Source organism: Buttiauxella cochleicola (genome assembly GCF_021282405.1).
Classification (GTDB): domain Bacteria; phylum Pseudomonadota; class Gammaproteobacteria; order Enterobacterales; family Enterobacteriaceae; genus Buttiauxella; species Buttiauxella massiliensis.
In genome coordinates this window covers 23,429-34,863 of sequence record NZ_JAJSOU010000026.1, presented here as the reverse complement: position 1 = coordinate 34,863, position 11,435 = coordinate 23,429, and the positions used below count along the sequence as shown (strand labels likewise).

The following is an 11,435-nucleotide window of genomic DNA, read 5'->3' as shown; positions in this document are numbered from 1 at the left end:
TAAGCTCTCCCCTTTATTTTCCGGGCTTAATTTACTGCGAGGTGCCGTCCACTTTCGTGTTCACGTCATCTCCGCTACCGGTTTCTACCTTTTTGTTCATATCCGGGCATTTCCCGTCCTTACACATCGAATTTTTATGGATTTCATCTTTGCTCATCCCATCGTTGGTCATACCGCTGCTGCTGGTTGAGCCATTAGGATGAAGCATAGTGCCGCCATTATTGATATTGCTATTATCGACGTTTTTGGGTGCGAGATTCTGATTCGCGTCGGGTGCAACCTGGCCTGCTTCGGCACTTGCGTTTGCCTGGCCGTTATTGCTCCCGCTGGTTTCAGCGGCCATTGCCAGACTGCTTGCTACAGAAAGGGTTGCTGTCAGGAAAAGTGCAGTTAATTTATTCATTTAATGCTCCTGTTATGGTCGTTATTGCTGGATAACTTCTTCCAACAGTGCACTGGCTTTATTCTGTGCCTGGTGCTTTTATCGGCTAAATATGTCAGCCATGAAAGCCGCATCAGAATACAATTTTGCTAATTGAGTGTTTTTCAGTGTTAACAATTAAAAATTGTAGCGGGAAACCGGGTTTTTACCATTTTTTGACGCTTTTTAGGTCGTTTCCAGGAATATTCTGCCTGAAGTGTAAAAGCCCGTTTACACTTCAGGTCTGAAGCGATAGATTGAAAGGATTGCAACTAAGCTAAATCTCAAGGCCATTCCCGGAAATATCATGAATTATCAGAATGACGACTTACGTATTAAAGAAATCAACGAACTTTTACCGCCAGTAGCGCTGCTCGAAAAATTCCCCGCCACTGAAAAAGCCGCCGCAACCGTATCTGGCGCGCGCAAAGCGATTCATAAAATTCTGAAAGGAAATGATGATCGCCTGCTGGTTGTCATTGGCCCTTGCTCAATTCACGATATCAAAGCGGCGAAAGAGTATGGCGCGCGCTTATTGACACTGCGTGAAGAATTGCAAGGTGAGCTGGAAATCGTTATGCGTGTCTACTTCGAAAAACCACGCACAACGGTGGGCTGGAAAGGTCTGATCAACGATCCGCATATGGACAGCAGCTACCAGATCAACGATGGCTTGCGTATTGCCCGTAAGTTATTGCTGGATATCAACGACTCTGGTCTACCAGCGGCAGGTGAGTTCCTGGATATGATCACCCCGCAGTATCTGGCGGACTTGATGAGCTGGGGTGCCATTGGTGCACGTACTACAGAATCTCAGGTTCACCGTGAGCTGGCGTCTGGCCTTTCATGCCCGGTTGGCTTCAAAAATGGCACTGACGGCACCATGAAAGTTGCGATCGATGCGATCAATGCAGCTGGTGCGCCACACTGCTTCCTGTCTGTGACCAAATGGGGCCACTCTGCCATCGTTACTACCAGCGGAAATGGCGACTGCCACATCATCTTGCGCGGCGGTAAAGAGCCAAACTACAGCGCAGCGCATGTTGCTCAGGTGAAAACCGATCTGCAAAAAGCTGGCCTGCCTGCCCAAGTGATGATCGACTTCAGCCACGCGAACAGCAGCAAGCAGTTTAAGAAGCAGATGGAAGTGTGCACAGATGTTTGCCAGCAAATTTCTGGTGGTGATGCTGCGATTACTGGTGTGATGATTGAAAGTCATCTTGTAGAAGGCAACCAGAACCTGGAAGGTAGCGAGCCGCTGGTTTATGGCAAGAGCGTGACCGATGCATGTATCGGTTGGGAAGATACCGAAACCGTACTGCGCCAGCTGGCTGATGCAGTAAAAGCACGCCGCGGCTAAGTTTTAACGCGATAACAATAAAAAAGGCGTGGTTCTCACCACGCCTTTTTCACATCTAACGAATTACTTCGCTTTACCCTGGTTTGCTACTGCTGCGGCTTTTGCTGCAATTTCATCAGCATTGCCCAAATAGTAGCGCTTCAGCGGTTTGAAGTTCTCGTCGAACTCATACACCAACGGCACGCCAGTTGGGATATTCAGCTCAAGAATTTCGTCTTCGCTTAGGTTATCGAGGAATTTAACCAATGCACGCAGGGAGTTACCGTGAGCGGCAACAATCACACGCTCGCCGCTTTTCATGCGTGGCAGAATGGTTTCGTTCCAGTAAGGGATAACGCGATCGATAGTCAGCGCCAGGCTTTCAGTTACCGGCAGCTCTTTATCGCTCAGGCTTGCATAGCGTGGGTCATGGCCTGGGAAACGTTCGTCATCACGCGTCAGCTCTGGAGGCGTGATAGCAAAGCCACGGCGCCATTGCTTAACTTGCTCATCACCGTATTTCTCAGCAGTTTCAGCTTTGTTCAGACCCTGAAGTGCACCGTAGTGGCGCTCATTTAGCTTCCAGGATTTCTCAACTGGCAGCCATGCCTGGTCCAGTTCATCAAGGATATTCCACAGTGTATGGATGGCACGTTTCAGCACTGAGGTATAAGCAAAGTCGAAAGAGTAGCCTTCATCTTTCAGTAGTTTACCTGCAGCTTTCGCTTCAGTTTTACCTTTCTCAGACAGATCAACGTCATACCAACCGGTGAAGCGGTTTTCGTTGTTCCACTGGCTTTCACCGTGACGAACCAGAACCAGCTTAGTAACAGCCATAGTTTACTCCTTAATAAGCCTGCGATTAATGATAACGATTATCATTATATTGCCGCAAAGGGGCAAGCGGCAATGCTAAACGTTTAACATAGCGAAAAAGAGTGTGGAGTGTAAGGTGGATGTGAATGGTTGTTATATTTTTGTCGCTAAACGGTGGGAAATCCAGCGATCAGGATAAGATTCGCCCTCCATTGTGGAGGGCGAAAAATTTAAAGCGCAATAAACTCGTATTCTGTAATGCTTAAATACTCTTCATTTGGCTGTAACCAGCAATCGGGTTGTGGCCATTCAGGGTGATTTGGGCTGTCCGGCAGGAACTCGCTTTCGAGCGCCAGGCCCTGATAAGCACTATAGGTACCTTGCTCCCTTGCTGGTGTTCCTTCCAGGTAATTTCCGCTATAAAACTGCAGAGCAGGGGCGGTGGTATAGACCGTCATTTGCAGTTTATCATCGCTCGACCAGACATGTGCAGCGGGCAGGCTGGCATCACCTTGCGCCTGCAACAAGAAAGCGTGGTCGTAGCCTTTCACCAACACCTGGTCGTTGTCATGCAGGAAATCATCGGCGATAGTTTTTGCTGTGCGAAAATCAAAGCCTGTGTTCGTAACATCAGCAAGTCCAGCTTGCGGGATACCGTTGCTGTCGACGGGTAAATAGCTATCTGCCAGCAATTGAAGACGATGTTGACGAATATCGTTTTGCTTACCATCGAGATTGAAATAAGCGTGATTAGTCAGATTTACCGGGCATGGTTTACTGGTTTTGGCACGGAATTCGACGGTGATACAGTTATCTTCGGTAAGGGCATAACGCGCAGTTGCGCGCAACTCACCGGGGAATCCCTGGTCGCCGTCTTGAGAATCAAGTGTATATAGCACCTCATGCTCATTCTGGCGCACAATCCGCCAGCGGCGTTTGTCAAAACCATCAGGCCCACCATGCAACTGATGTGCGCCCTGATTTGCTGTCACTTTAACAGTGACGCCATCGCGCTCAAACTGGCTGTTAGCAATGCGGTTGGCATAACGCCCAACGGTTGCACCCAGATAAGCGGATTGATTCAGATAATCTTCCGGCGTTTCGCAGCCAAGCAGCGTTTCACGCACGGTTCCATCTTTCATCGGCACCCGACACGACAGCAGCGTAGCGCCCCAGTCCATGACCGTAACCACCAGCCCCGCGCTATTGCGCAGGGTGGAGATGCGGAAGGGTTGCCCGTCAGGTGCGAGCTGTGGCGTTTCTCTTAGCATTGGCCTGCGCCCTCCGAAGGTTTGCATACATAGAAGGTTTCTTTGATGCCGGTTTTGGCTTCGTACTGTTTTTTAACCGCTTGCTGAACCGCTGGAACCAACTCTTCCGGGATCAATGCAACGATACAGCCGCCAAAGCCGCCGCCGGTCATACGTACACCGCCTTTGTCGCCGATAGTCGCTTTGACGATTTCAACTAAAGTATCGATTTGTGGCACGGTGATTTCAAAATCATCGCGCATAGAAGCGTGAGATTCAGCCATCAGTACGCCCATACGTTTTAAATCACCTTTTGCCAACGCATCAGCGGCCTCTACGGTGCGGATGTTTTCAGTCAGGACGTGGCGTACGCGTTTCGCAACAATCGGGTCAAGCTCATGAGCCACTTCATTAAACTTGGAGAGCTCAACGTCGCGCAGTGCTTTCTGCGTGAAGAAACGCGCGCCGGTTTCGCATTGCTGACGGCGGGTGTTGTATTCGCTGCCTACCAGAGTACGTTTGAAGTTACTGTTGATAATGACGACAGCAACGCCTTTCGGCATCGAAACCGCTTTAGTGCCGAGCGTGCGGCAATCGATCAGCAATGCGTGATCTTTTTTGCCTAACGCTGAAATCAACTGATCCATGATGCCGCAGTTACAGCCGACGAATTGGTTTTCAGCTTCCTGGCCATTTAAGGCAATTTGCGAGCCATCAAGCGACAGGTGATAAAGCTTCTGGAACACAGTACCTACCGCGACTTCCAGTGATGCCGATGAACTCAGGCCTGCACCTTGTGGCACGTTACCGCTAATCACTAAATCTGCGCCGCCGAAGTTTTTATCACGCTTTTGCAGATGTTTAACGACACCGCGAACATAGTTGGACCACTGTTGTGTGTCGTGGCTCAGAATTGGCTTATCGAGCGAAAATTCATCTGTTTGGTTATCGTAATCTGCAGCAATCACGCGCACCAGACGGTCGTCACGCTTCGCGCAACCGATCACCGTTTGGTAATCGATAGCACAAGGCAGCACAAAGCCATCATTGTAATCGGTGTGCTCGCCAATCAGGTTAACCCGGCCTGGAGCCTGAATTGTATGGGTCGCCGGATAACCAAATTGTTCGGCGAAGAGATGTTGGGTTTTATCTTTCAGACTCATTTTTTATTCTCCGGATTGGCGAAAGTGAATATCGGATACGGCACGCAAGCGTTCTGCGGCTTGCTCTGCGGTTAAATCACGTTGGGTTTCAGCCAGCATTTCATAGCCGACCATAAATTTACGCACTGTTGCGCTACGCAGCAGTGGCGGATAGAAATGAGCGTGTAACTGCCAGTGACCATTTTCCTCACCGTTAAACGGTGCACCGTGCCAGCCCATGGAATACGGGAATGAGCACTGGAAAAGGTTGTCGTAACGGCTGGTCAGTTTTTTCAGCGCCAGGGCCAAATCGCTGCTTTGCTCGGCGCTAAGATCGGTGATGCGTAGAATATGGGCTTTTGGCAGCAGCAGCGTTTCGAACGGCCACGCGGCCCAGTAAGGCACTACAGCAATCCAGTGTTCGGTTTCTACCACCGTACGACTGCCGTCTTTAAGCTCGCGCTGTGCGTAATCGACCAACATCGGCGAGCCATTTTTGGCAAAGTATTCACGCTGCAGCACATCTTCACGTGCCACTTCGTTTGGCAGGAAGCTGTTTGCCCAAACCTGGCCGTGCGGATGCGGGTTGGAGCAGCCCATTGCTGCGCCTTTATTTTCAAAAACCTGCACCCACGGATAGGTTTTACCCAGATCCGCAGTCTGTTCTTGCCAGGTTTTGACCACTTCTTCCAGTGCTGTTACGGAAAGTTGCGGCAGCGTTTTGCTGTGATCTGGGGAGAAGCAGATAACCCGGCTGGTACCGCGAGCGCTTTCACAACGTAAAAGTGGATCGCTGTTTTCAGGCGCGTCTGGCGTGTCCGTCATCAACGCGGCAAAGTCGTTAGTAAAAACAAAAGTGCCGGTATATTGCGGATTTTTATCGCCAGTGACGCGCGTATTTCCGGGACACAAGAAACAATCCGGATCGTGCGTCGGTAATGTTTCCTGTGATGGTGTTTCTTGGGCCCCTTGCCATGGGCGCTTAGCCCGATGTGGAGAGACCAGAATCCATTGTCCGGTTAGGGGGTTAAAACGGCGATGTGGATGATCCACCGGGTTAAACTGCTCCATCACATTTCCTTAGTCTGGATAACCTTGAGGATGGCGAGACTGCCAGCGCCAGGTATCATCTGCCATTTCTTGCAGAGTCCGGCTGACACGCCAGTTAAGTTCTTGATCGGCTTTGGTGGCATCTGCCCAATAAGCGGGGAGATCACCTTCACGGCGCGGGGCGAAGTGATAATTCACCGGCTTGCCGCAAGCGGTACTGAAAGCGTTGATCACATCCAGCACGCTGCTACCAACGCCTGCGCCGAGATTATAAATATGCACGCCAGGCTTGCCTTGTAGTGTTTGCATTGCTGCAACATGGCCATCGGCAAGATCCATAACGTGAATGTAGTCGCGCACGCCAGTACCGTCTTCGGTTGGGTAATCGTTACCAAAGACTGCCAGTGAATCACGACGTCCTACTGCAACCTGCGCGATGTACGGCATCAGGTTGTTGGGAATGCCTTGCGGGTCTTCGCCCATATCGCCTGATGGATGTGCGCCAACCGGGTTGAAGTAACGCAGCAGCGCCACGCTCCAGTTTGGCTGGGCTTTTTGCAAGTCAGCCAGAATCTGTTCAACCATTAACTTGCTGCGGCCATATGGGCTTGCAGGTGTGCCGGTTGGGAAACTTTCAACGTAAGGGATTTGCGGCTGGTCGCCATAAACTGTTGCAGATGAACTGAAGATGAAGTTGGTGACATTAGCCGCGCGCATGGCAGAAATCAGGCGCAAGGTGCCGGTAACGTTGTTGTCGTAATATTCCAGCGGCTTGTTAACCGATTCGCCAACGGCTTTGAGCCCGGCAAAATGGATTACGGCATCAATTTGATGATCGTGGAAAATTTCAGCCAGCAATGCTTCATCACGGATATCGCCGTCAATGAACAGAGGGTGTTTGCCGCCAAGACGTTCAATTACTGGCAGCACACTACGTTTGCTATTGCACAAATTGTCCAGAATGACGACATCATGACCATTTTGCAGTAGTTGCACGCAGGTATGACTGCCAATGTAACCGCTACCACCTGTTACCAATACTCTCATTTTGCTCTCCATTACGCGTATGGTATGTATTAAACATAGCATAACAGAGATGGCAAAAGTGTGACATGGGATAAATTAGTGGAATCGCTTACACTAGTATTTCAACGGCGGCCTTTAGCAGTAAAAATGATTATAAAACAAATGGTAGCTACGAGGATGTTGCGGGTTGTCTGAAAGTAGGGTGGCAAAACGAAAACGTAGCCACCCCGGCGGAAAGGGCTTTATCTTTCAGGCGCTATAAATCTTCAAACTCGTAGCGATAAGCGTCGTCATTAGCAACGAAAGTCAGCCGCTTAGTGATGCATTCAGGCGCGTCTTCGGCATGGTGAGAGACAAACAGTAATTGCGTTTCCCCTTCACCAATCAAAATATCAATGAAACGACGCACTAACTGGCGGTTTAATGGATCGAGCCCTTGTAGTGGTTCATCCAGAATCAATATCGTTGGGTGTTTAACCAATGCACGGGCAATCAAGGCAAGGCGCTGCTGGCCCCATGACAGACTATGGAATGGCGCATCAGCGATGGCGTTATCCATACCGAGCATGTTCAGCCATTCGCGGGCAAGTTTATGCTGACGGTCCGAAACAGCCTGATAAATGCCAATCGAATCAAAATACCCAGACAGAACAACGTTTCTTACTGTGGTGCTCACGCGATAATCCAGATGTAAGTTACTGCTGACGTAACCGATATGCTTTTTGATATCCCAGATGGTTTCGCCGCTGCCGCGACGGCGGCCAAACAGTGTCAGATCGTTACTGTAGCCTTGTGGATGATCGCCAGTTACCAGGCTCAATAATGTTGATTTACCCGCCCCGTTGGGGCCAACAATTTGCCAGTGTTCACCAGGGTTTACCGTCCAGGAAAGCTTGTGCAGGATAGGCCGCTCATTATATTCCACCACACCATCACGCAAAATAATGCGCGGCTGATCGGTAGGCAGAGTGTAACGAGCACTTGGGTCATCAGCTTCTGGCAGCGCAACGCCTGTTAGTTTTTCGCTGTAGGCAAGCTGCGCAATTAACGCCTGTTCCAGCAGTTTTTGTTTTTCGCCCACTTCAATCAGCGCACAATCTGCCAGCACGCCAGCATGCTGTACAAAATCAGGGATTTCATCGAAGCGATTAAGCACCAGCACCACGGTGTAACCCTGTGTGCTTAGTTCACCTAATAGCCCTGCCAATTGTTCACGGGACTGCACATCCAGCCCGTCAAACGGTTCGTCGAGAATAAGCAAATCAGGCTGCGACATCAGCGCCTGGCAAAGCAGCGTTTTGCGCGTCTCTCCGGTTGAAAGGTATTTAAAACGGCGAGTCAGTAACGGGGTAATACCAAAAAGCTGCGCTAGTTTCTGGCAACGGTTTTCATCTTTGACTTCATCCTGAATAATTTCCGCCGTCGTGCGACCCGTGTCGTCTTCGTCCGGGCTCAACAGGTCAGTGTTATTGCGCTGCCATTCATCGCTGACCAATTTTTGCAGCTGTTCAAAGGAAAGATGAGCAATACGAGAAAACGAGCACTGGCGCTCGCCTTTCTGTACGGGTAGGGAACCCGCAAGTGCACGGGCGAGGGCTGATTTCCCACTACCGTTAGCGCCCACAAACGCCCAGCTTTCACCGGCGTTAATGGTTAAATCATTGAGGGCCAGAGTTCGGGTATCGCTAAGGTGAAATATCCCTTGCGAAATTTGCAACGTCGACATAGATCATCCCATTTTTTGCAGTCATTAAACTCAGATTTACGGATTGCCTGTCTTGTTGTCAATTCGCCAGGTTTTTTTAGCACAGAGTGGCGATAATCACTCGATCGGCATTAAAAAATGCTATGACTTCAGCACCTTCTACCAGTTTCTGAATTTCCACCACGTTATTCGGAACGGTCGCACATAACGTTTGTCCATCAGGCAATTGCACCAGAACTTCGCTTTGTTCCGCACCTTGCTGAATATTGCTGACAATGCCAGCGAGCTGGTTGTCTGCGCCGCTGGCACGTTTTGTATCGGTGGTGATTTCCACCCACGGCGCTTTAATCAAAACAAGGACTTCTTTGCCTTCGCTCAAACCCAGGCGTTCTGCGCTTTGACGCGTAATTGCTGCTTGCAAACGTGTGGTGCCATCAGCCAGTAAGATATCGACGTGCTGTTGTACTTGCTCGCTGTTGCGATGCAGAACAGTGCCAAAAAGCTGATTACGGGCGCTGGTTTGCAATGAGAATCGTGAAATTGCAGCGAGTAGACTATCGAGTGGTAGCGCGTCATCACGCAGCACATCAAAGGCTTTTTGTTGGATTTGCGCGAGCAGTTCATACAGTTGGATAAGACGTTCACCATAACGTGTAAGTATCGCGCCGCCACCGCCTTTACCGCCTGTTGCTCGTTCAACTAATGTCTCATCGCTTAACTGATTCATCTCATTGATGGCATCCCAGGCACTTTTGTAGCTGATGCCTGCAAGCTTCGCACCCTGGCTAATTGAGCCGGTATGTTGTATTTGTTTAAGTAGCGCGATACGACGTGGATCGGCGAACAGCCGATGCTGGAGTTTCAGCGTCAGTAAAATTTCAGCTTGCATAACCGCTCCGTAATAAGGAAAACGCCATTTTCCCCTATTGCGCGGGGTTGGGCAAATCGCACAAAAGGAGAGTGCGTTTTTCTGTCAGGTCGTTAGAATAGCCGTTCTCACTTTTGTTGGAGGCATCCATGTTAGAGTTATTGAAAAGCTTGGTGTTTGCCGTGGTCATGGTGCCAATCGTTATGGCGGTGATCCTCGGACTTATCTATGGATTGGGTGAAGTCTTTAACGTCTTCTCAAAAGTCGGTCACAACGACCAACCGAAACAAAACCATTGATTCTCTAACGCCCGCTGATGCGGGCGTTTTCTTTAGAAGTTTAGCAGCGGTAGTACCGCCGGTATCTGCGATAGCAGGTACAACACCAGCCCGATTGATCCCCCAACTAGCGTGCCGTTAATGCGGATAAACTGTAAATCCTTGCCGATATTCAGCTCGATTTGCCGCGACATATCCTGGGCATCCCAGCTTTTCACCGTATCGCTAATATGGCGAGTCAGGAACGTAGCAAACTCAGGGGCAATCTTTTGTACTGCCTGCTCCAGATGCTCGTTTAATGAAGCGCGTAACGCGCTGTCAGCAACTAGCGTTTCCCCAAGCCATTGTCCAGCCTCAGCAATTCGCTGTTTCACACGCGAGTCCTCAGCATTAACATCAACCTTCAGCCATTGCCGCAAATCGCCCCAAAGTTCGCCCAGATAGCGGTTAAACGCCTCATCCTCTTTCAAATAACTCTTGATGCTGTCTGCTTTTTCCGCCATCTGCGGCGAGTGCTTAAGATTCTCGATAAGCTTTAATGTAGCGCGGTCGAATGCCTGGCGAATCTGATGGCCCTGATCGTGGCTGACATCATCGAGAAACGAGTTCACCGCATTGGAAACCAACTGGGCGCTATGTTCCCCCAGCCATTCTGTCGGCAGAATGCTGGCTTTACGTGGGTGCTCCGTTTCCAGCCAGCGCACAATCTGGTGGGCAATAAACACCCGCGTACTGTCACGCTTAATCAGCGTGAGCATTTGAGCAATCACGGCGTCGAGCAATTCCTGATGGCGGTTATTTTTGGTCAGACTTTCCAGCAGCAGAGCACTTGAATGCGTTAAATCGACTTTATCAATTGCCTTATGTACCGCCTGGCGGATTAAACGCTGAATACGCGCATCGTCTGTTAAGTCCAAAAACGCGCTCATCACTTGCAGCAAATGCTGCCCAACGCGCTGCGCATTGTCGGGCTTGCTGAACCACTGGCCAATCATATGCGCCGGTTCATGGCGGCGAATCAGCGCTATGAGTGATTGAGTATCAAGAAACTTTTCCTGCACAAAGATGCCCAGGTTTTCACCAATGCGGTCTTTGTTACGAGGAATAATTGCCGTATGGCGGGAAATAAAAGGAATCGGCACGCGATGAAACAACGCGGTAACGGCAAACCAGTCAGCGAGTGCACCGACCATAGCAGCTTCAGCAATCGCTTTTAAGCCGCTAACCCAGAATCCCGGTGGCAAAAAGAGGGTTATCACAAAAGTCACAGCCGCAATCAGCAGCAAGGAAAGCGCAAGGCGCTTGGTGCGTTTCAGTTCAGTCATTTTCTCCATCAACTAAGCATAGAACGGTGAGGACTGAAGCGGTAGGGCAAATTTGGGGTGAGATTCATCTCGATCGATTTCGATTAACTAAATTTCCCACCTCTTCAAATTGTTATAAAAATCTTTTTGCAAGCGACTTGCCTGGTGCGCTCATTTAACGATACTGTATATATATACAGTTATTCTTGTTGGGGGATTATATGGCAGCGCTGACT

11 protein-coding genes are annotated in these 11,435 nt (G+C 49.8%); 2 read left to right on the top strand and 9 right to left on the bottom strand.

All coding sequences use genetic code 11. The annotated features are described in order from the left end of the window. Positions 1–31: 31 nt before the first annotated feature. Positions 32–403: a YbgS-like family protein gene (locus LVQ79_RS21840; protein WP_151994519.1), complete on the bottom strand. Its 372-nt coding sequence runs from the start codon at positions 401–403 to the stop codon at positions 32–34. Positions 404–728: 325 nt separating this feature from the next. Between LVQ79_RS21840 and aroG the strand changes: the two genes are divergently transcribed. Continuing rightward, positions 729–1,781, top strand: coding sequence for a 3-deoxy-7-phosphoheptulonate synthase AroG (gene aroG, locus LVQ79_RS21835; RefSeq protein WP_232866909.1), 1,053 nt, complete (start codon positions 729–731; stop codon positions 1,779–1,781). 63 nt (positions 1,782–1,844) lie between these two features. Here the strand turns inward: aroG and gpmA are convergent, their stop codons facing one another. From gpmA to modE, 7 genes are all read right to left on the bottom strand, one after another. Then, a complete protein-coding gene (gene gpmA / locus LVQ79_RS21830) occupies positions 1,845–2,597 on the bottom strand; it encodes a 2,3-diphosphoglycerate-dependent phosphoglycerate mutase (RefSeq protein ID WP_064512586.1) in 753 nt (250 codons plus the stop codon). A gap of 209 nt (positions 2,598–2,806) precedes the next feature. Then, positions 2,807–3,847 (bottom strand): galactose-1-epimerase, encoded by a 1,041-nt coding sequence (galM, locus tag LVQ79_RS21825; protein ID WP_232866906.1) that lies wholly within the window; start codon positions 3,845–3,847, stop codon positions 2,807–2,809. Next, entirely contained in the window at positions 3,841–4,989 is a 1,149-nt protein-coding gene (gene galK, locus LVQ79_RS21820; RefSeq protein WP_232866903.1) for a galactokinase, read from the bottom strand. The genes galM and galK overlap by 7 nt, the downstream gene beginning before the upstream one ends. Positions 4,990–4,992: 3 nt before the next feature. Next, the gene (gene galT, locus LVQ79_RS21815; RefSeq protein WP_232866900.1) at positions 4,993–6,039 is read right to left on the bottom strand and encodes a galactose-1-phosphate uridylyltransferase; all 1,047 of its coding nucleotides are present in this window, start codon (positions 6,037–6,039) and stop codon (positions 4,993–4,995) included. A 9-nt stretch (positions 6,040–6,048) separates the two neighbouring features. Next, positions 6,049–7,065, bottom strand: a complete 1,017-nt coding sequence (gene galE / locus LVQ79_RS21810; protein ID WP_232866898.1) for a UDP-glucose 4-epimerase GalE — start codon at positions 7,063–7,065, stop codon at positions 6,049–6,051. A gap of 235 nt (positions 7,066–7,300) precedes the next feature. Beyond that, on the bottom strand, positions 7,301–8,770 hold the full coding sequence (gene modF, locus LVQ79_RS21805; protein WP_232866896.1) for a molybdate ABC transporter ATP-binding protein ModF: 1,470 nt from the start codon (positions 8,768–8,770) through the stop codon (positions 7,301–7,303). Positions 8,771–8,846: 76 nt separating this feature from the next. Next, positions 8,847–9,638, bottom strand: coding sequence for a molybdenum-dependent transcriptional regulator (modE, locus tag LVQ79_RS21800; protein WP_232866894.1), 792 nt, complete (start codon positions 9,636–9,638; stop codon positions 8,847–8,849). 128 nt (positions 9,639–9,766) lie between these two features. On the opposite strand from modE, the gene LVQ79_RS21795 reads away from it, so the two are divergent. After that, positions 9,767–9,916 (top strand): AcrZ family multidrug efflux pump-associated protein, encoded by a 150-nt coding sequence (locus LVQ79_RS21795; RefSeq protein ID WP_064512573.1) that lies wholly within the window; start codon positions 9,767–9,769, stop codon positions 9,914–9,916. Positions 9,917–9,948: 32 nt separating this feature from the next. Here the strand turns inward: LVQ79_RS21795 and LVQ79_RS21790 are convergent, their stop codons facing one another. Beyond that, on the bottom strand, positions 9,949–11,229 hold the full coding sequence (locus tag LVQ79_RS21790) for a DUF445 domain-containing protein (RefSeq protein ID WP_232866892.1): 1,281 nt from the start codon (positions 11,227–11,229) through the stop codon (positions 9,949–9,951). Positions 11,230–11,435 lie beyond the last annotated feature (206 nt).

Bases quoted from the DNA above. Each gene is read 5' to 3' on its own strand.
- LVQ79_RS21840 (WP_151994519.1), bottom strand. From the start codon at position 403: ATGAATAAATTAACTGCACTTTTCCTGACAGCAACCCTTTCTGTAGCA.
- aroG (WP_232866909.1), top strand. From the start codon at position 729: ATGAATTATCAGAATGACGACTTACGTATTAAAGAAATCAACGAACTT.
- gpmA (WP_064512586.1), bottom strand. From the start codon at position 2,597: ATGGCTGTTACTAAGCTGGTTCTGGTTCGTCACGGTGAAAGCCAGTGG.
- galM (WP_232866906.1), bottom strand. From the start codon at position 3,847: ATGCTAAGAGAAACGCCACAGCTCGCACCTGACGGGCAACCCTTCCGC.
- galK (WP_232866903.1), bottom strand. From the start codon at position 4,989: ATGAGTCTGAAAGATAAAACCCAACATCTCTTCGCCGAACAATTTGGT.
- galT (WP_232866900.1), bottom strand. From the start codon at position 6,039: ATGGAGCAGTTTAACCCGGTGGATCATCCACATCGCCGTTTTAACCCC.
- galE (WP_232866898.1), bottom strand. From the start codon at position 7,065: ATGAGAGTATTGGTAACAGGTGGTAGCGGTTACATTGGCAGTCATACC.
- modF (WP_232866896.1), bottom strand. From the start codon at position 8,770: ATGTCGACGTTGCAAATTTCGCAAGGGATATTTCACCTTAGCGATACC.
- modE (WP_232866894.1), bottom strand. From the start codon at position 9,638: ATGCAAGCTGAAATTTTACTGACGCTGAAACTCCAGCATCGGCTGTTC.
- LVQ79_RS21795 (WP_064512573.1), top strand. From the start codon at position 9,767: ATGTTAGAGTTATTGAAAAGCTTGGTGTTTGCCGTGGTCATGGTGCCA.
- LVQ79_RS21790 (WP_232866892.1), bottom strand. From the start codon at position 11,229: ATGGAGAAAATGACTGAACTGAAACGCACCAAGCGCCTTGCGCTTTCC.